The sequence below is a fragment of the Paenibacillus sp. FSL H8-0104 genome (genome assembly GCF_038050215.1).
Classification (GTDB): domain Bacteria; phylum Bacillota; class Bacilli; order Paenibacillales; family Paenibacillaceae; genus Paenibacillus; species Paenibacillus amylolyticus.
The window spans coordinates 2077764-2100692 of sequence record NZ_JBBOTC010000001.1 but is presented as its reverse complement, the minus strand read 5'-3'; the positions used below and the strand labels follow the sequence as shown (position 1 = coordinate 2100692).

Annotated in this window: 20 protein-coding genes; 4 read left to right on the top strand and 16 right to left on the bottom strand. The window is 40.5% G+C overall.

Going from position 1 to position 22929, the window contains the following annotated elements; translation table 11 throughout:
- Positions 1-54 precede the first annotated feature (54 nt).
- From NST38_RS09555 to NST38_RS09495, 13 genes are all read right to left on the bottom strand, one after another.
- Complete coding sequence (locus tag NST38_RS09555) at positions 55-2013, bottom strand: DNRLRE domain-containing protein (protein ID WP_341343921.1); 1959 nt, start codon at positions 2011-2013, stop codon at positions 55-57.
- Between the two features lie 11 nt (positions 2014-2024).
- A complete protein-coding gene (locus NST38_RS09550) occupies positions 2025-4133 on the bottom strand; it encodes a hypothetical protein (RefSeq protein ID WP_341343920.1) in 2109 nt (702 codons plus the stop codon).
- A 47-nt stretch (positions 4134-4180) separates the two neighbouring features.
- Entirely contained in the window at positions 4181-5380 is a 1200-nt protein-coding gene (locus tag NST38_RS09545; RefSeq protein WP_076252370.1) for a hypothetical protein, read from the bottom strand.
- Between the two features lie 58 nt (positions 5381-5438).
- Positions 5439-6587 carry a hypothetical protein gene (locus NST38_RS09540; RefSeq protein WP_076252372.1) on the bottom strand — a complete coding sequence of 383 codons (1149 nt, stop codon included), beginning with the start codon at positions 6585-6587 and terminating at the stop codon, positions 5439-5441.
- Positions 6588-6647: 60 nt separating this feature from the next.
- The gene (locus NST38_RS09535; RefSeq protein ID WP_341343919.1) at positions 6648-7859 is read right to left on the bottom strand and encodes an SPRY domain-containing protein; all 1212 of its coding nucleotides are present in this window, start codon (positions 7857-7859) and stop codon (positions 6648-6650) included.
- A gap of 50 nt (positions 7860-7909) precedes the next feature.
- Positions 7910-10543 (bottom strand): discoidin domain-containing protein, encoded by a 2634-nt coding sequence (locus tag NST38_RS09530; RefSeq protein WP_076252376.1) that lies wholly within the window; start codon positions 10541-10543, stop codon positions 7910-7912.
- A gap of 3 nt (positions 10544-10546) precedes the next feature.
- The gene (locus NST38_RS09525; RefSeq protein WP_076252378.1) at positions 10547-11233 is read right to left on the bottom strand and encodes a hypothetical protein; all 687 of its coding nucleotides are present in this window, start codon (positions 11231-11233) and stop codon (positions 10547-10549) included.
- 4 nt (positions 11234-11237) lie between these two features.
- Positions 11238-11810, bottom strand: a complete 573-nt coding sequence (locus tag NST38_RS09520; protein WP_036609952.1) for a hypothetical protein — start codon at positions 11808-11810, stop codon at positions 11238-11240.
- Positions 11811-11842: 32 nt separating this feature from the next.
- Complete coding sequence (locus tag NST38_RS09515) at positions 11843-12463, bottom strand: hypothetical protein (RefSeq protein ID WP_036609954.1); 621 nt, start codon at positions 12461-12463, stop codon at positions 11843-11845.
- A gap of 64 nt (positions 12464-12527) precedes the next feature.
- Positions 12528-13070: a hypothetical protein gene (locus NST38_RS09510; protein ID WP_036609956.1), complete on the bottom strand. Its 543-nt coding sequence runs from the start codon at positions 13068-13070 to the stop codon at positions 12528-12530.
- 19 nt (positions 13071-13089) lie between these two features.
- Entirely contained in the window at positions 13090-13851 is a 762-nt protein-coding gene (locus NST38_RS09505) for a hypothetical protein (protein WP_076252380.1), read from the bottom strand.
- Positions 13852-13997: 146 nt separating this feature from the next.
- Positions 13998-14756: a hypothetical protein gene (locus NST38_RS09500; protein WP_076252382.1), complete on the bottom strand. Its 759-nt coding sequence runs from the start codon at positions 14754-14756 to the stop codon at positions 13998-14000.
- Positions 14753-17473, bottom strand: coding sequence for a hypothetical protein (locus NST38_RS09495; RefSeq protein WP_083684614.1), 2721 nt, complete (start codon positions 17471-17473; stop codon positions 14753-14755). Before NST38_RS09495 ends, NST38_RS09500 begins: the two co-directional genes overlap by 4 nt.
- 269 nt (positions 17474-17742) lie before the next feature.
- Between NST38_RS09495 and NST38_RS09490 the strand changes: the two genes are divergently transcribed.
- Positions 17743-18315 carry a hypothetical protein gene (locus tag NST38_RS09490; RefSeq protein WP_076252384.1) on the top strand — a complete coding sequence of 191 codons (573 nt, stop codon included), beginning with the start codon at positions 17743-17745 and terminating at the stop codon, positions 18313-18315.
- 124 nt (positions 18316-18439) lie between these two features.
- Here NST38_RS09490 and NST38_RS09485 read toward each other — a convergent pair whose 3' ends face one another.
- Positions 18440-18826: a DUF423 domain-containing protein gene (locus NST38_RS09485; protein WP_017689551.1), complete on the bottom strand. Its 387-nt coding sequence runs from the start codon at positions 18824-18826 to the stop codon at positions 18440-18442.
- Positions 18827-19113: 287 nt separating this feature from the next.
- Here NST38_RS09485 and NST38_RS09480 point away from each other — a divergent pair, with 287 nt between their 5' ends.
- Positions 19114-19584: a hypothetical protein gene (locus tag NST38_RS09480; protein ID WP_083684617.1), complete on the top strand. Its 471-nt coding sequence runs from the start codon at positions 19114-19116 to the stop codon at positions 19582-19584.
- Positions 19585-19690: 106 nt separating this feature from the next.
- On the top strand, positions 19691-20539 hold the full coding sequence (locus NST38_RS09475; protein WP_036609970.1) for a DegV family protein: 849 nt from the start codon (positions 19691-19693) through the stop codon (positions 20537-20539).
- Between the two features lie 199 nt (positions 20540-20738).
- Here NST38_RS09475 and pdaA read toward each other — a convergent pair whose 3' ends face one another.
- Both pdaA and NST38_RS09465 read right to left on the bottom strand, forming a co-directional pair.
- Positions 20739-21518, bottom strand: a complete 780-nt coding sequence (gene pdaA / locus NST38_RS09470; protein WP_076252385.1) for a delta-lactam-biosynthetic de-N-acetylase — start codon at positions 21516-21518, stop codon at positions 20739-20741.
- A gap of 97 nt (positions 21519-21615) precedes the next feature.
- Positions 21616-22026, bottom strand: a complete 411-nt coding sequence (locus NST38_RS09465; RefSeq protein WP_076209139.1) for a hypothetical protein — start codon at positions 22024-22026, stop codon at positions 21616-21618.
- Positions 22027-22233: 207 nt separating this feature from the next.
- On the opposite strand from NST38_RS09465, the gene cysC reads away from it, so the two are divergent.
- Positions 22234-22872, top strand: a complete 639-nt coding sequence (cysC, locus tag NST38_RS09460; protein WP_017689556.1) for an adenylyl-sulfate kinase — start codon at positions 22234-22236, stop codon at positions 22870-22872.
- Positions 22873-22929 lie beyond the last annotated feature (57 nt).

Sequence of the window (22929 nt, the reverse complement as noted above, 5' to 3'; positions counted from 1 at the left end):
ATCCTAAACGTAAAAAAAAAGAGGGCCAACGCCCTCTTTGATAATGTACTCATTCTATAAAATGTAAAAATACGCTTGATTTCCTGGACTCTTCACAATTACTGTGGTCACTAAATCACTGGCATCCCGTTTACGGATACTTGTGATCGAATCCAATTCTTCATTTGCAACAACTCTTGGTCGGATATACGCAGCCAGATCAGGCTTGGAAATTGTCATTTCAGTAGCCATATCGACAATCTGTCTCACATCTACTGTAGACTGCATATCCTTCCACTCTCGCACCTGAAGATAGCTATCCAAGTATTCTCTTTCCTTGATACTAATGTGTGCATCCAAAACATCCATATACTTGACCTCAATGCTGGAAAGCACATCAGGTCTTGAAATATATAATTGCCCAAGCTGCTCTGCTAAGTAAGGAATCTCAAGACTAGCTGCCCTCTCATCATGATCTAATGCTTTGACTTGAAGATCACTATTCAGATCAGGGTTATTAACCTTAATCTCCGAAATCACAGTCGAATCACCGTCGTACATGACCGTAAGCAAAGATCCCAACGTTGAAGTTGCTTTTATATAATTGGAGACTTCCAATGAAGCATGAATATCTGGTACGGATACAATTAAACTCGTATCCCGTCCATCATCGAACAACTGTGATATCGTTAACGTACTGACAAGAGACATTTGTCTATCTACCGTAATAACTGAAGGAAAGTCAGGATGAGACACTGCGATTTCTACAGTTTTTTCGTCGTCCAGACCTGTTCTAATGGCAAGATTACCGTCTGTATCCTTAGTTGTTCGTATAGCAGTAATGAACTGCGAATGAAGCTCGGGCTTAGAAATTGAAACCCATGTTTCTTTCTCTTCTGTCCTACTTTCAGCAATAGAAATGTTCGAATTCAGTTCCGCATCTATACGTTTAGCTACTATCAGATCTACATCCAGGTCTGGACGGCTGACCGCGATTACTTGAGGTATATCATGATGCATGTGATCCTCATATCGGTGGACGTACAACTGAGATTTGAGCCAATCCAGCCCAATATCACTGTGTACAACTAACGTTGAACTAATCTCCTTGCGACCTGCACCATAAATAAAAACTTCACTTTCGATTTCGGTTCGACCGATAGAATAGATTTGAGAAGTAATATATTTAATCTGCAAAACAGGTGGTTTGGAAGACTCACGAGTGTTGAAATATATCGGCGTGTTACCGCTAGACTGAATAATCATTCCAACATTTGAAAGAATACCTTCTCTCCATATTTGAAATAATTCCATCATATCAAACTCAACATAACGTTCAGTCGTATCCAGGGTATAACTGGACGATAAGAGCTGAATGGAATGAGGTCTGTTCGCATACGTAATCCCGTACTCACGCCACAACGTATCAGGCTGATGCAGCTCAATGTGTGCTCCAGGTGCCAGGGTTCCTGTGTAATATAACCTCAATTTAGCGTCTTCCAGATATAACAGATCAGGTATTTTAGTATCCAAATCACCGAAATGTATAAACGATTCGAATTGCTCTATCTCGTCTCTACCGATCATCATACGCTGTGTATCACCAAAGTTGAGCGTCTGCAGGTGAGTTTGGCTTCGTGTGGTCGCATCAGCAACAGGCTTCAGGTTAACAGTCACACGCGGTGCTTCCAGTAATTCATATTTGCCGTGTGCACGGTTATGTGGTCGAACGTACAACATGCCTCCAAGATCAACTTTGGATGCCGCTTGAATGGTTGCGCTCAGATCTCCTTGCGACCTGTACATCACCGATAGCGAATTGCTCAATTCCTGTGACCGTCTGACACGTACAGATACACTAGAGACGATCTCGGACACTTTTCTTGTAGCAGCTATTAGGGTTGAAGACAGTTCTTCATCCACCTGATTGTACAGAATATACTTTGCTGTAAAACGATTTTCCGGACTTTTAATATGTATATAACTATCTAATAGAGTCTCCCCGTTATTAATTCCACTCACTTCCTGTCTCATTGTATTGAGAGCTACACCCGGTCTGCTGTGACTTTCATTTCAAAATTGCCATTAGGATTCGGCTTGGCATGAATATCAGTTGCGATACGAATATAAAAATCGATGCTATCCTCCGGTTGAATCAGACCATAGGTCAGATAATCGATCGGAAGAAACGGGTCGGCCTGTCTGGATAATTGGACTTCAACACCATCCGTTTCGAATTTCTTATCCATCTCCAGGTAAACATGATCCACAGCATAACCAAGCAAGTTTTTGATTCTGACTTTCTTTGTTAACGTCGTCTGTCCGGCAATGATCACCCCATAATCAAGTTTTTTCAAAATACCACCAAAGGTATCTGAAAGAAAATCTCCAGACTCATCCATAAACATTAATCCTGAATACGATCCGATAAACTTGATTTCCCGTGAGTCTACGGCACCCCAATAATCCTGAAATTCAACCTTCAATGTATTCTCTACGCCAAAATTAACATTTCTCTCGTCAATATTGAGTTCAATATTGAATGGAGATGCTGCTAGTCGTGTAAAATTGCCATCCGCCGGATAATACGTTTTACCGTTCAACAAGACGCGGTATTTAACCTTGCCGTGATCTGCATCATCCAGCACACCTGTAAGTTTGTTACCAGAGAAGGTCAGGTCGATTGTGGCTGTGGTGTTTAACAGTTGCAGTGACATATCTCTAAACTCCACTGCATGTCGCGGTGCATCAACGACCATTTTCACTTCGTCAAGCGAATAGCTGTTTTCATAATGCTTACTGCTATCGAAGTAGTAGGCAATTCGAGTTAAAGCTATTAGATCCTTTTCAGGGATGGCGTTGAGTGTGTCCAGGTTCATTCCTTTTCTTTTGAATAACGTTGTATCCTGGATATCCAGATCAAGCCACTTGTTGAAACGGTATGTCTTCCATGTGAGCCCTGAGTCGAACGAAGCAGCCATTCTTAATATACCTTCCGGACTGTTCTCCGTTACTTTCGTAGCGACAACCTTTTTCACGTCTCCATATAACGCTATGTCTGTTGGTTGCACAATTAATTGTTCAAACGGTAGCGCGTCATACGTTAGCATCATGTCCCGATTCCCTGCAATTACCTCTTCATCATTCGTCCACGTAACCACGTCAAAATCTCCCTCAAGTTCATCCAATGGGGAGTAGTTAGCCGTGATATTTAGTTCCGCTGATGTTTTGGAGGGATCGTCTGTGTAGTATAGAACGTCTACACTATCACCCAGCTCATCGTAGAGGGTAAACGGTTCAGTTTCAATGGTGATCGTTGATTCGGTTTGTTTGGGGTCATCAGTGTATTCTATGATTTTGATCTCTTTGTCTTCCCACTCTTCGGCTAGGGTGAAGGGTTCGGTTTCGATTGTTACCACCGATTCTGTTGCATTGGGATCGTCTGTATAATAAAGTACTTCAATATCCTTGTCTGCCCACTCCTCTTCGAGAGTAAAAGGTTCGGTTTCGATGTTAAAGGATGCATTCGAAACTCTTGAATCTGTTGTGTAATAACACAATTCTATTTCGCCTACCAACTTTACCCACATGTCTTCTGGAATAGTAGTGATATCATCTATCCCGAATTCTTTATAATCATTTTCCGTTGGAATTGCATTAATCAGAGTTGTCCAGTTCGTACCATTGATATATTTATATTGATCGGCATGGAAGACTAGCGTTTTGTACAAGCCAGTAGCACCAAATTCACCAGAACTATCAATATCAATAGCATCTATCCAAATATTTGCGTTTTGATTATTTTTAATTTCGACAGTGTGGACTTTATTAGTCAAGCTTGATTTTTCATAAGTAAGAACTTGATAAACTAATCCAGCATTCTGAGTGGTTTTTTCAACTACTCCATCTATGATGACACTAATATCACTACTACCAGTTGTATATTGAGCACCGATTAACCTGATTTTAGTACCCTTAAAGGTAAACTTAACAGTACTATCATTAGTCGATGCTAACATCGCTGTATTGTTATATAAATCGCTAGATGCTGGTTTTGACCAACTACTTCCAGCGTAGGTGATTAGCTCATGTCGATCATCAATTCTCTGCCAACCCGATTCTGGAGATGGTAAAAATTGTCCTATTGTTGCCATTGTCTCACTCCTCTCTAAATTCTAAATCAAACAATCATTTCACATAGTTATGTAACTGATGCTTTCTTGATTGGTATTTTAGTTGTATCTATTTTTTGCTTGAAGACTTTGCCTGAACCAAGCGTTGCAGGTGAAATATTTAGAAAACTGATTGATCCAGTATCTGCAAACAAATCAATATTATCTCCTTTGTCCATTCCATATCTAACAAACATTTCTTCAGATGCAGAAGGGAGTTTGATATGCTTTGGAAAGATTATTTCAAACATCTTCAATTCATTTACATCTGTATAATTTGCAAATCCATTATTAGCTGTCCAATTTAAACGATACATCTTGAATTTCATATAATGGACATGTTCATCTAATAGATAAATTTTATCTGTATATTGAGTTGTCCAAGTTTGATTAATCTGCGTATCCAGTACAACCCAACTAGATCCATCATTACTGCCTTCAAATGTCCAATCCTTCGGCATTTTATTTAGACTACTTGATCCGCAAGATCGAACAGCGTATTTATATAATGATATAGAATCACTGAATTCATATCCTAAATACCCTACTCCACCACTGCTCTGTCGCGAAGCGTATCCCTCTGCATCATCAACACCATTAAATGCGTACCAAGGAGCATAAGCTGTGTTATAAACACTTTCAGCAAAAGCCCTGCCAGATGGTGCTGTATCAGAAGTCATTTTTGGTATTGCAGTATCATTGATTTTCTTTCCAGCAACGATAGAAAGTGTTTCGGCACCAGATGAAATTAAGAATTTATGTTCTGGAAGCTTCTCCATCATCTTTATCTTACGCACTTGAAGAAATGTACCTGTAGCCGATTTAGTTATATCGAACTTATAGTATCTGTAGCTTTTAGGATTTTCAATAATAAAAGTCTTAGTCTCTACGCCATCTGGTGCAATTTCACTATCCAATACAGTTGCAAGTACTTCTTGTTCGCCAGAAAAAAGTCCTGTATTACTACCTTGCACTGTCCATGTTTTCGGAAAATAGCTTCCACTCTCAATTTCATATTTTCCGATTTTTCTTTGTTTGTCTAACTCAATAATAATAACACCACTATCTCTTCCAGATGTAGAGTTGTTGGGATACCATCCATTGCCTGAAGACGCAAGTATTCTCCAACCTTCAAATCCAGAAACGAATGGTGTTGCTGTTATTGATACACCATCTACAGGACTTGCGGACGTAAAAATTGGAAGAATATTATTGCTGTATTTCGCCATTTAAACATCTCCTTTCAAAACGAATAGAACACACCATATAGATGTGTTCCTCATAAATTTAGCCTAATATAATTTTTTTTGCTCTATGCTTCTCCCTGTCGATTGGTTGTCTGAAGAGTTTGCCTGATCCTAGCGGAATTGAATCTTCTTTAATATGTTGTTTAACATTCAACACTTCAACTGTATCGATTTGAAATCCTTTGTCCATACCATTCCGAATATAACTCCCCTCGCTAGAAGGGCATTCTAATAGAATAGAAGGCATCAATCCATAAAACTGAACAGAAAAAATGCTCACCCAAGCATTTCCACTAGTCGCTAATGTCGCTTCTAGTTTGTAATAGCTATAAAGCTTATCGTTCTGTATATCAAACATCTGTATTGTTGAAGTATTCGATACTAGTGACGTTTGGGTGTCAAGGGTATCCCAGGTAGTTCCATTATTGGATGCCATGAATTTAAATGTTCTCAGGCCCGCTAAAAAAGAATATCTTTTTACACACACAGGATCATTGAATCTGAAGCCTACATAAATTGGTTTTGACGAATCTGGTATGAAGTTAGTCCCATAAGCGGTAGTATCATCACTATCAAAGGCTTTCCAAGTGTAGCCAGTCGAATAACTTGCTGATCCAATAACGCTACCAATTGTATTCTCATATCCGTCCATCAAAGGAATTAGAGGTTTGCCGATCTTTCTGTACAATGAATATGTCGTGTCTTCAGATGAAATCAAGAATTTATCAAAATAACCGACTCCAAACATTTTCAATTCATTTATTACAACTTGTGCCCCCCCATTGTTGGATGTCCAGTTTAACCTATATGTTTTGTATCTTTTAGCTTTATTGTAATCAATAATATATTCTTTATCTGTATTTGCAGTTGTCCATATTTGATTAGACTGTGTATCGAGAATAGTCCAACTAACACCATCATTAGTGCCTTCGAATGTCCATGATTTAGGCATATGAGCAAAGTAAGTTGAGGATAAGCTCCTAACAACGTACTTGCCAATTCTAACAGAGTTCACGAATTCATATCCAAGTTGTCCAACACTACCATTCCCACTCACAAATCCATAGGTATCAGAATTATCAAATGCCATAAACGCACCATTGAGATTAAAACTACTTGCAAAAGTTCTACCTTTTGGAGTGGTATCTGATGTCATGATAGGGATCAAATTTTCTGTGTATGTTACCATTCAACCCTTCTCCTTTCAAAATTAAATAGAACACACCTTATAGATGTGCTCCTCATAAATTTAGCTAAGCGTAATTTTATCCACTCGGCGTTTTGACATATCAATTGTGTGCTCATAGGTTTTGCCTGAACTTAATACATTATCTTTGGTTTCAACGGACAGGACTCCGTTAAACAGGTCAATATCAACTAATAAGTCCATACCATATCTAATAAAAGTTTGTTCTGATTGATTAGAGATGATAGCCAATTTATCTGGATTAATTTCATAATTATACATTTCAAAACCTCTGATAGATAACAGACTACTTCCGTTATTATCCGTTACGTTTACCCTGTATTGAATGAAAGACTTCTTATTAATAATTACAAATTCTCTTTTCATTCCTGATTGCCATCCAACCTGATTGGTTTGTGCATCTAATACAGTCCAATTAACACCATCGTTAGAACCCTCAAATTTCCAGTTTTTAGGTGCTTGAGTTAACTCTGCGCTATTTGCCAGTAAAGTATATTTAGCAATGACTACAGGTTTAAAGAACTCATATGCTAGCCAGCCAATTTTAGATGTTGATGCCCAAAGAAATTGATCATCTAATCTGTCAAACGCCTTCCACGCCCCATAATTATTACTGTAGATGCTACTTGCAGATGCTTTTCCAGCTGGAGTGGTGTTAGATGTCATGATTGCTATCAAATTATCTGAAAACTTCTTCATTAGAGAATATGCTTTATCGCCTGATGAAAGTAAGATTTTATTTTCATATCCCTGATATCTCTCGTACCCAGAAGGCATTTTGTATCTAAAGGTTTTTTTTCCAAAATTTGCAGTTACAGTGGATGCTGTTGATGCTGCTCCGCTACCATGAGTTGGATAAATCATTCCAAGACTTTTTAAGTCATTAAATGCAACTCCTTGTGATACCCCATTTTTCCAGAACTCCAATGTGCCATTATCCAAATCCATCAATATACTTATTGTATCTCCTATAATGAAAGTGTTCGCATAAGCTACTCCTGAAGCACCACTCCATTTCTTACCGTCAGAGAAATATCCCCTATGATTAACTGTATTCCATACTTTCACACCCGTTGTGACGCTAGTAACACCAATCATTGCTAAATTGTCCGACAAAACCACTTCCCAATACCACTTACCCGAACTCCTACCTATTGTAGCAACTGCAGCATAATTATGGTTTAGTGATGTTGCAGTTAGATCATCATTCGACAATGTGATACCAGGTAGTTGTTGCCAAAATACACCTGTCATAAATCTATCTCCTTTCATATAAATAAAAAAAGAAGTAGAGCATACATACTCTACTTCACACTCACATTTTTTATTTCAATATACTTCTTCAGATCAATGCTTCCTTTAAACAATTTTCCTGATCCTAGTGATCCATTGGCAGTCATAATCTGAATTAAATCTACATTCTTTCTATCAAATACAGACAGATCATCCATTCCATCATTAATAAAAGTGCTTTCTGATGGTAAAGTTACTGAAATCATGCTCCATTCAGATGGAATTGCATCAATTATACTCTTCTTAATTAATTCCAATTCTCCTACTGTAGTATAGTTCAGTCCGTTATTAGATGTAATATTTAGTCTATAATTGAAGTATGAATATTCTTTATCTAAAACAAACTGCCTAGTTTCTTTCTGACTCCATCCTGTTGAGTTGCTCACCGTGTGAATTACACTCCAGTTAATCCCATCGTTAGATCCTTGAAATGTCCAATCTTTAGGTGCTGAACCTAAATCTGATGCGTCTCTTGACGTTATGGAATACATACTTAATGTGGTTATATCATTAAATTTATATGCTAGATGCCCACTAGGACTGCCAGCACTTGAAGCCCAACAATCTTCTGTACCTGTTGCTCCACCATTAAATGCTCTCCATCCTTCATAACTGGAATTATATATGCTACTTGCACTTGTTACACCTGATGGAGTAGTATTGGATGTCATTAAAGGAGTAATGATTAGAGTTTTATCCACTTTAGAGCTCCCCAATTTAAAGCGTTTGTATTCAGCGTCATGCTTAATTAATGATCTAAACATTGGGAGAATTTCAATTTCCATTAATGGTCTAAAGCCAGTTGCAGCAGCAGCACCCACATAAGACGTTGGATTATATCCACTCGCTCCTACATTTCCGCCTGTGCCACCTCGTCCAGTTCTGTTTGCTGATCCACCAGTATTTGTTGTAGAAGTCCATGATGCGGCTCCGCTCCAATTCCATACACCATTGCTACCAGAACTGATCGCTCCATTTAGTGCAGAGTTAACAATATATTTATCCCATTCATTATCCTTATCCGTTGCGTTGATACCGCCTGTGGGAAGTCGAATTGAGGTTGAAATCTCTTTTGTCTTTAATAATGAAATTGGTGCACCGCCACCACCAGCCATTCCATTTGCATTTATAGAGTCCCAACTTATGCTGTGTTGAATATTTCGATCAGCGACCAACAGCTTGTGATCATCCCCATCTTCTACCATAATGAAGTAAAAATCACCATTCGGTGTTGCAGAACTTGATATAGGAATAAGATCAGAAGATTGCTCTCCTAATCCGCTAAACAATCCAACGTTGTTCGCTACTGAAGTCTGGTAATGACATCTGATACGCTTACCAATCTCAAGTTCAGTAACACTTGTTACTTCATCTGGATGGAACAATCGACCATCAAGGTCAATGTCTATAGCATCAAGAGAAAATGTTCCACTCGAACTAGTTGTCGATAATTTCACTTCGTGTAAACCCTTTGTTAAACCTGATATTTCGAAAACCAATACTTGATACTTATTCGCTGGATTGTTGGGATTCCATGTAGAGACTTCTCCATCAATTTCTATGGTCACGTTATTCACTCTATTAGTCCAATAAAGATCAATGATTCTCAATTTTGTTCCATAAAAATTGAATTTGATCCTATTAGATGATTCTCCATTCAACGAAGTATAGTGGGCTGTCCCTGCATAAGTATTAGGATCACCTGTAGCGGAAATCCAACCTACTCCTTCATAATTAATAGCCGAATTATTATCATCATACCTCTTCCACCACTCATCTGGAGTTGGTAATCGGGAACCAATACTAGCTATAAGTTGTCCATTATCATCAATGTCAATAGCATCAAATCCATATAATCCATTGCCTTTGATTATGATACTATGGTTGCCTAATGAAAGCCCTGACCTTTCATAATCAAGTGATTTATACAATAGAGCTCCATTTTGAGAGAATGATTGATCCAAAACTCCATCAATTAACACCTCTACATTAGTTGACCGATTTGTGTTTTTAGCTCCGATCAGTCTAAACCTTGTTCCATAGAAATTTATTTTTATTTCGCCTGTAGTATCTTGAATAAATATCGCGGATGTGTTGTGAAAATTAGTATCTGTTGAATTTCGTGCAAAGTTCCCACTGGGAACCACAAATGGATGACTATCATCATACCTTTTCCATCCAGATTCTGTCGCCGTTAAAGCATACCCACTCAGATACCCTGTTTCATCAATATCTATAGCATCTAAAGTGAAATTTATACGATTATGACCTGTTGCAATGGTAACTGTGTGAAATGCAAGAGGTAATCCAGTCTTTTCATACACTATGGATTGCTGAAGGCTAGGGGAGCCTACTGCACGAAAGGCACTATACGTCTCTGTTACACCATCTATCGTGATAGCGTTATCAGAATGCCTATGCTCATAAAAGTCGGAGATTATCCTAAGTTTTGTTCCGTAAAATGAAAATGTAACATAGTTATTGTCGACAGCTCGGCTAGTTACTCTTATACTGCCACCATAATAACCTGTATTGGATGGGGATGGGGTGGTCCAAGTTCCTGTATACTTTAAACCTATATGTGTATCATCATAACGTCTCCATCCTACCTCTGGTTCTTTTAGCTGATCTCCTACAGTTGCCATATATTACACCTCCCTATATTCAAATACTGGACGAAAGCCCACTGCTACATTAGAGTAGTTAGAAGCTGTACTCCAAAGTCTATCTTTGCTGTTTGTTGTATTCTCAGAACGAACTGTTCTGCCACCTGTTGTCCAACCTCCGGGTACTGTTCCAGATAGAGATATTGTCGTTTCTTTACACCATGTCATGCACTTAAAGTTCCATACATCATTTAATGATTTTCCAGAAAGAATCTTATTCATTGGGAAATTAACAACATATGTATCCCACTCATTTATCCTAGGCCAAGCCCCATACCCTGTATTTGTGGTAGTTAAAACTTTATTTCCACTCGCATCGGCATATGCAACACCTCCGCTTGGGCAACGAACCACACCTGATGTTTCACTTATAATGCGTGGCGAACCTTCGACGAACTTATTGGAATTTAACCAATCCCATGTTGTCGTGTTACTTACGACCCTATCTGCTATTAGTAAACCTTTATCCACTTTGATCGCATACCAGAAGTATTTCAAAGGCATACTGGCTAACGGATTTCCTGTTAGCGGAATTTCTGTATAACCGGTCGTACTTCCTCCAAAAATATATCCACTTGTTGTATTGTCGTACTTCCAGACAATATAGTCTCCGATCTCCATATCAGAAAGCTTTTCTCTCAACTGCCCTATAGTCGCTGGAACTGCCATAAAATCACCCCTTACTCACTCTGATTCCATCTACTTTTTGAAATTTCGTATTTTCAACCTTCTGACGTAGCACTATCCCTGTCGGAGTATCCGATGCTCGTTCCATGTTCAATTGATATATTCTCTTCAAGCCTAGTGAACCCGAATCGCTTTCAACAAAGGAGTTGTTGTATTTCCCCTTCTCTTTAAAATCGTCTATGTAAAAGTTCGAATATTTCTTTTCTGCAAAAATCTCAATTTTCACCTTCGCATACTTTGCAGGCGATTTGGACACAGCGCTATTAGCAGAGATTTCCTCATACGCCCCCCACTCAAACCCATCCTCAGATGTACTCCAGTAGATCTTGTATGCTGCGCCACCCGCAATATCTACGCTTGCAGCCACACCTTTAAATGAAGCAATCTTATCCTGAATCCGAATGGGAGTGGACTCCCAAGACCCATTAGCTGGATAGATTGAATTCCCGTCCGCATCCTGGCTCAACTCTCTTAGTTTCAACTTCTGGGCCTGATATATCGTATCTTTGAAAACACCTATGGATAGATCTATATCCAGTGCTATTTCTTGAATCGCCATACTTTCACCACCTTCTCATCTCAAAATCCAACTCAACGAATGTCCCAGTTTATGATTCCTGCATGATTTGCCTTCAGAGGGGCTACAACTTGATCTATGACAAAGCCATTTTTACGAATAACTAATTGCCCAGGCAGGTCCTGATCTGAGGTAATTTTAATTTGGAGAAAAGCAGTTTCTTTCAATGGCAGGGAACACACACATTGAAAGTTAATCTGCACATCGTTCAAATTCATCATTTTTTTGTACCCGAAGTTAAAACATTCAATCGTATTATTGAAAGCCCCCGAACTCCCAGGACCTGAATGTCCACTCATATTCACATCTGAAGAAACATTCTTGAATTGAATGATGTCACTGTATAGAAAGGTCCTACCCGTTAGCGGGTATTCTTGTTCTTCACATACGTATGATATAGAGTACCGATCCGCATTAATATGAAATACACCGTTGGCAACGTTGTGATACACGTGAGATCCTTGCCCGATCAATCCAAAAGAGACCAACTTTTCCTTGTTAATTTTATAAAAACTGTTTGATTGTTGTGTCTGCAAATCGAATTCGCTTAAATAAGTACCATCATAATAATCAGCAATCCATACATAGGCTTGAGATACAGGTGAGCGCGTAAATTGTGTATTACCTAGAATCACAGGACTTCCCCCTTTTAATAAAAAGGACAGGCTGCAATAGCCTGTCCCATAACTGTTTCTTTTTTTACACGTAACGGTAGGAAATACGTTTCTTGAACTGTTGCTTGCCACTTTTCGCGTTCAGCGGTACTACACATTGAATGGATAGCGTTACATAGTTACCAGCCGCATCTTGAGGATTTCCATTGTTACTAACGCCCAGGATTTCTTTCGGTCCCGGTGCAAATGGTGTTGCATAAGCGGTTCCCGTATGATCTTTGGTTGTCTTGCCTGTTGTTCCGATGGGTTTGGAAAAATCCTTACCAATACGTGAACTTTCTTCTTCCAGGTCTGTCTCCCCCAAGGAATCAACCTGAACGTGGAACCAGTTATTCTTCACCACTTCTACATCATGAGCCTCCGTGTCACCAGTACCACCAGTCATATCTCGCGTTGTAATCGTGCAATCTTCCATTTTAGATACGTCCGAAGCACCATTTTTATTGTTCCATACATTGAAAATAAAAATATCACTTTTACTATCCGCATCAATAACCTTGTAGTCAAAAGGGGTAATAATCTCATTACTATGTGTAGCATCCATCCATGAAATAATTGGTTGTGTCATTATAATCCATCTCCTTTTTTTATGTTCTGATCGTTAATTGAATCGTAAGATGTTGAATGTTTGAACCGGCTTCGATGATGTTGATTCTGAAGATATCTCCAGCCTCCACTTTTCTCACCTCAAATGTAGCCTCACCATCATCTTGATGTTGAAATGCTTCAAATTTCAGTGGACTCCCCATCACATCCTGCCAGTGAATGAGATCCTTGGATCGTTCAATTCTTATTTCAGTCGCGGTATCTCCAGAAACTCCACAGTAGCCCTTTACATGTAAAATCTCGCCATCGAATGGAAAGGGGGCTAAAATCCCCAGTACTTCCGGGTACACCCGTGATTCTTTGCAAAAGACTATAACCCGATCCTTTACTTCCAACGGAATCTCATTTAATTTCAGGTGTTCAGCTGTACTCATGAGCCCATCCATATCGGAATTAACCACCTGAAGGTTTTGACCAAATACATCAATCTCTACCCATGTCTGTCCATCAAAACGATATCTTTTACCATCCTTATACGTCTGCACCGTCCAGCCTATTTCAGGAGAAGGGTATTGCATACTTAACTCCTCAAAATCAGCAACTGGACTCTGATACACAAGTCGAGTCGTCTGATAAGCCTCTTTTGCTTTTCCGGCGGCCTGTAAGGCTTCGCCAGCAGCCTCCAGTGCCCGCTTGATAGCGAGTTCAGTTTCGCCAGGATCTCCTGGCTGCCCGGGACCGCTATGTTTCACCGCTTCTCTAATTAAAGACTCTACATGTGCTAAAGTTATCCCATTTGACATAATTCACCTACCTAAGCGTTATGTAGCATATTTTCTTTATAAGACTGTTTCCAAGTTGATACCTCCCCCATAACTAGGAAACCTGTCTCTGGCTTATCATTAAAGAAATTCTTGAACAACCATGCAAAGCATTGCTGTGTCTGGCTTTAGAGAAGTTTTCTAATTGGACTAATGCCAGCTTTTTTGCACTCCTTGCAGTATTTCATTCGATTCGATTTTGCAAGCATTCGTTTTCCGCATACGGTACAATTTTTGATGTTTTCTCCTTTCCAGTGAGAATACTCCAACACAAAATCATCGAAGCGAACTAACTGGAAGGCAACCTCACCATGCTCCGCAGCGAACAAAACCTGTACGTTAGTTGAATCGACACGTTGACTTTCTTTGAGATACCCTAACTGAATAAGTTTGTGCACCAATAACCCCTGATCTTTTTTGCTTACGGCCATTTGACTATCACCGTAGATTTCTTTCCATTCATTATTAATCCAGTACGTATCATTTTCATTGATTCGATTATTAATCTTGCTGTAGACCAGTAAAACAAAGGCCAATTTCTCGAGTCGTTTACTTTTAAGTTGTTTGATCTTTTGAAGTTCTTCGTGCGTTACAGGTACATGATCAATCTCGATTAGCGTGCTCTTGCTTGCCTCCTCCCTTATCTTGATATACTTCTGAGACTGCTTAATGATACGATTGAGAAATGTATCCCACTGGACAGCATTGTAGTCTGGATAATACTTGGTCATAAACTGATTTAACAACGCATATGCATCTTCGGCGTTCTTCCCTTGTTGAAGCCCGTATTTAGCTAAACAAATCAACGTTTTGGTTGGCTTCTTATCCATTTTCCCATGTGCAATTGCTTGCTCGGCATGATGACGTTCATTCAGAATGATTTTCAAGGGCGCTGCTCCTTCACATACATTTGGGTCATTTTAAAGGTTCTTCCGGCATACTCAATATCGCCGTCCGGCTCTCTAACCGGATAATGGATGATGTGATCATTGCTGAGCAATAGATTGCGAATAATCTGATCTCCTGACACATCCCATACAAATTGCTTTGATTTCTCCGCATTTCGATAACACATGTCCACAATCATATTGCACAGATCTTCTTCGTTATTACAGATCTCCAGCGCCTGCTCCTTAAAGCGTGAAACAAACAACTGCCATCGGGCAGATCTTTCTTCCTTTTTCACCTTACTCTTGCGCAAGTTAGTCATATAGCTACGTAGCTCTTCGTTATGCATCTGATATAAACGTTGAATCTCTTTGTAACGAGCTTGTGAGTATTTTTTGGTACTCATCAATATCGTATGATCAAATGGACTCTCGGACTGTTTTAGCTTTAACTTGTTGAACTCATCTTCCACTTGATGACATAACCGGTTCATCACAGATGGTGCTGTGGATACAGGCATTCTCTGTTCATACTGTGCCAGGAACTGTTCCTGATCCGGAGATAGCTCCTTATTCGAATACAACTCATCCACAGTCATGCCAAATAACTGCAAGCACTTCTGACTCGTTTTTTCTACATAGGTGGTATATTCTTTTTTCTGTTCCGGGTCATTGTATATAAAAAAATAAGGTTTCTTGTGTGCTACCATTTTCAAGGCAGACTCGTCGGTTACCGCAGCGCGAATATCATACCAGTGCTTCGGCATTTTTTTACATTCAATACCTTTAGCCTGATCAATGGCATTTTGTTGATAATGCTGACCACATTGAATTCGGTACATCATTTCCTGATATCCTGCACTATGCTCCTCATAATTGGCTAATACATCAAACATCGACGTGATTTTGTTCGTTGTAAAACCGATCAGATCACCAAAGCTGTCTTTGTTAGCCTGAATCAGATCCTTCTCATCCGGAATTTTTTGGGCTGAGGTTTTCTGTACACATACAATCGCATCAAGCTCCTGAATTGCCCCAAGAATTGTGTCGTTGTCTGTAGTTAAGACCTGATCACTATCCATATCTGCACCATTTAAGGAATGCGTCGTCGTATCCCATGAATTTAAGATCGTGACCGTGTTCATATAGCGATACCAATGCTGCATCTCATCTGTATTTTGAAAACGAAGCACCTTGATATTGTTATGACAAGTCATCGGAGCTCTGAAGCAAGCTACGCGGTCCACATGGTGTTCATTCCAATATCTGGAGTAGAACTCACCCGAGCTCAGCAATCCTGTTAAAGGCAAGCCAAAAATGCTCTGACACAATGTATAGGGATCGCCAGATATAATGCTGAAATTGCCTTTCACTCTTAGAACTCCGATCTTGGCTTCATTCATTCGCTTACGTAATAAGGTATGAATTTTGTTGCGCACAAAAGGATCATCTATAAGTCGCGGGTCTACCATCAGCCCTTTAATATAATCATCTGGACTATTTCTATAATCGTTCTCATGGATGTGAATTCCTTTGAGAAATAACAGTGCCTTGCGATAGTCTTCACCTAGCACATTTTTAATCGAGTCTACCGTAGGCCGAATAAGTTCACCAATCTCATTATCATCCAATTGGAGCGACTGAATAAACTGGTAGTTTAAATGACGCTCGTCCTCGAGCTCTTCAGGTGTAACCTTCGTTACGCTAAACGTGTAGCCATAATAACCGCAACATAACAGGTAATCGTCGATACTGTTGTATGAGCTCCATAGTTTGAGCATAGACGTTGTGATGATCAGGTCTATCTCTCGAATATCCACAGGATTACCCCAGGCATCGTCCACCATATAATTACCTGCAACTCGATCAGCAAATTCGTGATAATCAAATGTAAAGACCATACCTTTACAGAAGCTATTGCGAATACAAAATCCACTCGGGATATATTTATGTCCCAGCTCGATTGCCCATCGTTCACTAAGTGCAGGAGAGATAAGACCGAACCCATCACTCATGTTCATCTGAATAGGCTCATTTTTCCTACTCTCTATGCGAGGGTATTCTGTCTCGGTATCATCAATCTGAATTATGTCTGCGCCAAATTCAGTTATACAATCATGAACAACCAATACCCGCTCGGGATGTGACACAGGCGTGCTTGTACTGCAAGCCAAGGCCTTATACGCCTCCAGTTTGGCAGGAACCAGCTCTTTATTGGGATCTCTGCCGTTGTTCAATCTTTTCTCTAACAGCGGATGAATATCCTCACTCACATAAATGACCGTCGAACTTTTGGCTCCACCTGTCGTAGCCAATAACCGCTTGTATTTCTTGCCGTTGATGGAGAAAGCTTTCGATGAATTCAGCCGATCATAGTCTTTATTATTTTCAATGACTACCAGCAGGTAATCATCGGCAAACTTCAGATTTTTCAGTTCTTCATGCAATTTCTTCATTGTTCTTTTATGTTCAGCATTGGTTTTCAAGGTTTTTAACTGCTGCATTTCCAACTTGATTCTAGCCAGATCTGCCTCTCTATCCTTGTAGCCTCGAATACGATCTATAAAACGAAACACCTGATGACTCCCAATAGATGCTACTTCTCCATTTACTGTCGCTTCTTGATAAGTAAGATGCAGATCATAATCCGCTTTTCTAATTCTGGAAGATGTAATTTTATAAACGTATCTCAATCGATCCTGATATGCATTGCCCATTCCCGATTCCCCCTGTTGCTTCCTGTCCTGATTAAATAAATTATAGAGTAGACCCGCACGACTGGCGCAGGCAAACAGGACGATCAGGGGATGAAAAAAGAAGAATATTTGTTCTATTCTGGAGAGAATTTAAGGGGCACTCCGGGACTAGATTCATCTCGAATCGGCATATTTCTGCGTCTCTAGCACTATGATAATTTCCTTTTTAATGATATAGTGAATTGAAGCGTTTTTTTGAGCTGACATAATTTTTAACGGGGCTGGGATGAATGAAAGAAACCTTATCCAATCAAGAGGACATCGGCTTTTTATTTAATGTCGATATACTTATTAAGAGCCGCTCAAATGCATTGGCACTGCAGTCCCTGTTGGAGTTCATAAACAATGAAGAACAAATTGCGGACTTTCGGATTCAATCCGGCATAGAGCTAGGCAAAATTATTGAAGCGACACTCCAGTCCAAGAAGGACTCTTTCGTCACACTTCACAACGAACGCAAAAAAGCCAACGCAGCACAGAAGGCGTCCACTGCAGCTCAGACACCTGCCTCACCTGCTCCAGTCAAAACACAGAATCTACAAGAACAACCGGTTAGCGAGATAAAGCCTGCCACCCAAACATCCAATGTATCCGATGGAAACTCGTTTGATGCGTGGATTGACACACTCATCAAAGAGAATAAACTCACCCGTATTGTTGTCAATAACAAGAACGGTAAACATCAGAGCATTCCTTGCCGTATTCTGAATTTTGATCGTGATACCAGTATTGTGAGCATCTACCATGTCGATGAAAAACAGGTGTATACGTTCCGAACCAATGAAATCGATGAGTTCCTGTAACTAACTTCATCGGATTAAAACAAAAAGCAACTTGCGTTAGAATGACGGTACATTCTAACGCAAGTTGCTTTTTTAGTTCTATGGTTCATGTAGAATTGAACCCTCCGGGATTTGTTTGGACCCATCAGGAGCGATCCTTACCTCGCTGCCATACATCTAATGCCAATAACAACCATCCGGCAATGAAGGCTACCCCACCAATCGGTGTGATGGCGCCCAGAATCTTGATGCCAGAAATACTAAGCACATACAAGCTGCCCGAGAACACAATAATTCCGATAAACAACAGACGCGCTGCCCACTTCAGTTTTGTCGATGCTCCAAGTTGACCAGCCGTCAAACCAATAATGAGCAAAGCCAATGCATGAATCATGTGATATTGCACACCTGTCTCATATGTAGCTATGGCCGCCGGCCCAATCGTATCCTTGAGCATGTGAGCACCAAACGCACCAATCGCCACCGATAGCATGGTCATTACAGCTCCAAGCATCATCCATCTTCGTTGCATATAAGTTCTCTCCCTTAATTCAACTACACTTCACTCCTATTATTGTAGCGAATCCACTCCTCCTTTACCAGTCGGGGTGGAGCTTCATAGATCATATGTCTGTTTATACTTACTAAACCTATCCCTACCCTAAATATCGTAGAAAACTGGCGTATATCCTTGATTTTTATCGATAATTATGGAAAAGTAAACAGGTATGTAATCGTTGTATTTTAAAAGGAGAATCATTACTCATCGATTAGGTTAATAACACTCAGTACGATGATTAAGGGAGGCAAGTCAACATTATGGATAATCGCGATTCCTATAATTCAGGTTATAACAACACGGATCAGAATCCTGGCCGTGCAGATCCATACAATAACAATGGGTATGAAGCATACCCGCCAGATCATGAGAGGCAACCAATGGCACCACTGAAACATTCCGGACCTGGGATCGCCAGCTTTGTCATTGGGTTGGTTGCAATCTTGGGTTATATTCTGATATTCTTTATTGCCACCATGGCTGTAAACGAGTCCATCGGAGTTCTAACCCCGTTGCAGACAGAAGAGATCGCCTTGCATCCAGCAGTGGCTCTGGCTTCATTAGCCATCCTGGTCTGCCTGATTCTCAATCTGGCCGGAGGCATCGTCGGAATTATTGGTCTTGTCCTCAAGAATCGAAAGAAAGTTTTTGCCATTATCGGAACCCTATTAAATGGGATCATGATTCTGTTATTCGTTGGACTTATCTTGGTAGGCATGACGCTGATGTAACGCTTTGCATCAGCGTCATGTTTCCTTATAATTAAAATGAATGGGTTTACACATAAGTATAATCTATATTTTTTTGCCAAAATCATTGTTTTCAAAGGAGATTGACATGTCACGAATCAAAATTTTTGCGGACAGCACAAGTGATCTGGCTCCAGAATGGATCCAGCAGCACGATATCGGTATCATCCCCTTATATGTCGTGTTCGGTGAAGAATCACTGAAAGACGGTGCTGAGATTAAGCCTGAACAGCTATATGAACGTGTTAGCCAAGATGGGCGTCTTCCCAAAACAGCTGCACCTTCCCCCGCTGATTTCATAACGGCATTTCAACCTTACATAGATCAAGGGGATGAGATTTTATATATCAGCTTATCTTCTGAACTTTCCTCTACCTATCAAAATGCACGACTAGCGAGTTCCGAGTTCCCGGAAGGTCGAATATCGGTCATTGACTCACAGAATCTCTCATCAGGAATTGCACTGATGGTGATGAAAGCTGTTCATGCTGCTGATAAAGGACAAAACCTGACTCAGATTACACACCTGATTGAGGCGATGAAATCAAATGTACGCACGGAGTTTGTTATCGATACACTAGAGTATCTGCATAAAGGCGGACGCTGTTCGGGCATGCAGAACCTGATTGGAAGCCTGTTGAAGATTCGTCCTGTCATCCGGGTAACAGATGGCAAGATGGCACCTGCCTATAAAGTGCGCGGCAAACGGGAGAAAGCTCTGGAACAAATGCTGAATAATACGCTCAGCCAGAAGGATCAGATCGATCCAGACCTGCTGATTGTTGTGCACACCATGGCTGAAGAGGATGCGCTTGACTTGCAGAAGTCTTTGCAGGAACAGACGGGTGCCCGAGTTGAACTAACCACTGCTGGTTGTGTAGTATGCAGTCATTGCGGCCCGAAAACGATTGGAATCATCTATAATACTGTTTTATAGTATTACACTTTACATCGTATCGTATTACCCAATCCAATCCTTTCTTCTGGATCTGTATGTGGTACATCCAATACTTGGACTGGCATAACGTTATAACTAAAAAGGGCATTCCGAGCTTAATCGCTCAGGATGCCCTTTAATATTTTTGCTAAACTTTTGAATGACCTACACTTGGTCCATTGCTCATTATGATAATGGATCAATAACTTTTGGTCCGCAGATCATCCAGACTTTTGAATGCATATCCTTGCTTGCGGGCCTCATCAATAATGGAACCCAGAGCCTCCGTGTTATCTTTGGATACTGAATGAAGCAAAATGACAGCGCCCGGATGGAGTTGTTTCAACACCTGTTGATGAGCATATTGTGCGCCACGCTGCACATTGGTATCCCAATCTTTATAAGCAACAGACCAGAACACATTCACATACCCTTGGGCATGACTCTCTGCAAGCGTACGATTGTTAAAAATTCCTCTCGGTGGCCGTAAAAAGGTCGCTTGTTGACCGGTCAGCCGATTGACCTCCGTCTTGACCTTCTCAAGTTCCTCTCTAAGCTTTTCATTGGAGATGCAGGTCATATCCGGATGACTCCATGAATGATTACCGACAATATGACCTTCAGCCGCCATACGTTTGACCAACTCAGGCTGATCTTTCAGATAATGACCTGTCACAAAGAAAGCCGCCGGCACCTTCTTGGTACGCAAAACATCCAGTATGGCAGGTGTGAATCCATTCTCATACCCGTTATCAAACGTGAGATACAATTCCTTCTGTTTTGTATCCCCCAGGAAAATGGCATCGTTATGTTGTAAGATTGATTTGAAGCCTTCCTGATCAATGGAGGGCAGTTGACCGTTTTGACTTTTTTTGAAGCCAAAGTGATACGCTCCGGTAACCGGTGATGCTTCAGTCTGTGCCGGTACCATACTGATGGATAACAGTCCCAACAGTATATATAGAACCATTCGCTTCATTCTATCCGCTCCTGTTCCTGAAAAATTCGGTTAGTCGTTTGCACACACGAACACCTTCAGGTAATATGCCACAGGAACGGCTAATGTATGTAAATCATTAACGATCGAAACGTTTATTTTCAGGTTGTGGCGGAGATTGATGGAACAATTCAAGTAAGGTCTGAGGTTTGCCACTGGAAGCAAGCCATTCCCTCACGGTCTGTATGGCACGGGTCTGTCCATCTCCCCGATCACGCCATGTAAGCAACTCGATAACTTTGATAATCAAGGCCGACATATTGTGATTATCCAGTTCGGACCGCTCTGCCCTCAGCTTGTGATACAAAGCCTCCTGCTCCCAATCCAGTAGAATCTCATCACCGATGGTTGGCTTCAAAAGTGTATACGCTCTGTCACAACCTTTACAACGAACCGTGCTGACCTGTTCATCTATAAATTCCGCTCGGATATCCTGCTCGCAATCCGGGCATTTGAACCCAACTTGTATGTTTTGAATGTTTTTGTTCATGACATTGTTCCTCCTGCTATGTGAGCATTTTGCATCATTCGATTCAAAATACTCCTTGGATATATGCATAATGCTTATGTATGTACTACATCTATACCCGATATTTTGTCGATTCACGCTTATTTTGAAGAAATCTGTAAGGTGCTATAATCTTGTAAATATGTTAAAATATTATACATATCATGGTAGGGAAAAGGCGGGATACTCATGTCGAAGGAAGAGCGCAACATAACCTGGCAATCATCCAGCATCAACAGGCAAGACCGGGAGAAGCATAATGGGCACCATAGTCGTGCCATATGGTTTACCGGGTTATCAGGTGCAGGAAAGTCATCCCTTGCATTTGCCCTGGAGCAGTATCTCTACGATCAAGGCGTACGCTGTTATGTTCTGGACGGGGATAATGTACGTCATGGACTGAACCGTGATCTCGGTTTTACAGCAGGGGATCGTCAAGAAAATCTGCGGCGAATTGGTGAAGTATCAAAGTTAATGGTAGACGCCGGGTTGTTTGTACTTTCGGCTTTTATCTCTCCTCATGAACAGGATCGGGAGATGGTTAGACAGTTATTTGAACCAGATGATTTCATTGAAATCTATGTGCGCTGTTCAATTCAAGAATGTGAGCGTCGTGATCCCAAGGGTCTATACAAAAAAGCACGCAATGGTGACATCCCGCATTTCACAGGCATTTCCGCCCCCTATGATGTACCCAAATCTCCTTCATTTATCATCGATACAGAGCAATGGTCCATTGAGGAAGCCGTGCAAGAGATCGTACAGCATTTGGAGCAGATCGGTGCTCTTCAACTGCCGCTTCCTACGAAAACAGCCCTCGTTCATTAATTCTTGCTCATTATACTAACTACTTACATGAAAGGCGCACCAATCGTGGCGCGCCTC

What these genes read in the sequence shown, in the direction of transcription:
- NST38_RS09555 (WP_341343921.1), bottom strand. Translation starts at nt 2,013, where the DNA reads ATGAGACAGGAAGTGAGTGGAATTAATAACGGGGAGACTCTATTAGAT.
- NST38_RS09550 (WP_341343920.1), bottom strand. Translation starts at nt 4,133, where the DNA reads ATGGCAACAATAGGACAATTTTTACCATCTCCAGAATCGGGTTGGCAG.
- NST38_RS09545 (WP_076252370.1), bottom strand. Translation starts at nt 5,380, where the DNA reads ATGGCGAAATACAGCAATAATATTCTTCCAATTTTTACGTCCGCAAGT.
- NST38_RS09540 (WP_076252372.1), bottom strand. Translation starts at nt 6,587, where the DNA reads ATGGTAACATACACAGAAAATTTGATCCCTATCATGACATCAGATACC.
- NST38_RS09535 (WP_341343919.1), bottom strand. Translation starts at nt 7,859, where the DNA reads ATGACAGGTGTATTTTGGCAACAACTACCTGGTATCACATTGTCGAAT.
- NST38_RS09530 (WP_076252376.1), bottom strand. Translation starts at nt 10,543, where the DNA reads ATGGCAACTGTAGGAGATCAGCTAAAAGAACCAGAGGTAGGATGGAGA.
- NST38_RS09525 (WP_076252378.1), bottom strand. Translation starts at nt 11,233, where the DNA reads ATGGCAGTTCCAGCGACTATAGGGCAGTTGAGAGAAAAGCTTTCTGAT.
- NST38_RS09520 (WP_036609952.1), bottom strand. Translation starts at nt 11,810, where the DNA reads ATGGCGATTCAAGAAATAGCACTGGATATAGATCTATCCATAGGTGTT.
- NST38_RS09510 (WP_036609956.1), bottom strand. Translation starts at nt 13,070, where the DNA reads ATGACACAACCAATTATTTCATGGATGGATGCTACACATAGTAATGAG.
- NST38_RS09505 (WP_076252380.1), bottom strand. Translation starts at nt 13,851, where the DNA reads ATGTCAAATGGGATAACTTTAGCACATGTAGAGTCTTTAATTAGAGAA.
- NST38_RS09495 (WP_083684614.1), bottom strand. Translation starts at nt 17,473, where the DNA reads ATGGGCAATGCATATCAGGATCGATTGAGATACGTTTATAAAATTACA.
- NST38_RS09490 (WP_076252384.1), top strand. Translation starts at nt 17,743, where the DNA reads ATGAAAGAAACCTTATCCAATCAAGAGGACATCGGCTTTTTATTTAAT.
- NST38_RS09485 (WP_017689551.1), bottom strand. Translation starts at nt 18,826, where the DNA reads ATGCAACGAAGATGGATGATGCTTGGAGCTGTAATGACCATGCTATCG.
- NST38_RS09480 (WP_083684617.1), top strand. Translation starts at nt 19,114, where the DNA reads ATGGATAATCGCGATTCCTATAATTCAGGTTATAACAACACGGATCAG.
- NST38_RS09475 (WP_036609970.1), top strand. Translation starts at nt 19,691, where the DNA reads ATGTCACGAATCAAAATTTTTGCGGACAGCACAAGTGATCTGGCTCCA.
- pdaA (WP_076252385.1), bottom strand. Translation starts at nt 21,518, where the DNA reads ATGAAGCGAATGGTTCTATATATACTGTTGGGACTGTTATCCATCAGT.
- NST38_RS09465 (WP_076209139.1), bottom strand. Translation starts at nt 22,026, where the DNA reads ATGAACAAAAACATTCAAAACATACAAGTTGGGTTCAAATGCCCGGAT.
- cysC (WP_017689556.1), top strand. Translation starts at nt 22,234, where the DNA reads ATGTCGAAGGAAGAGCGCAACATAACCTGGCAATCATCCAGCATCAAC.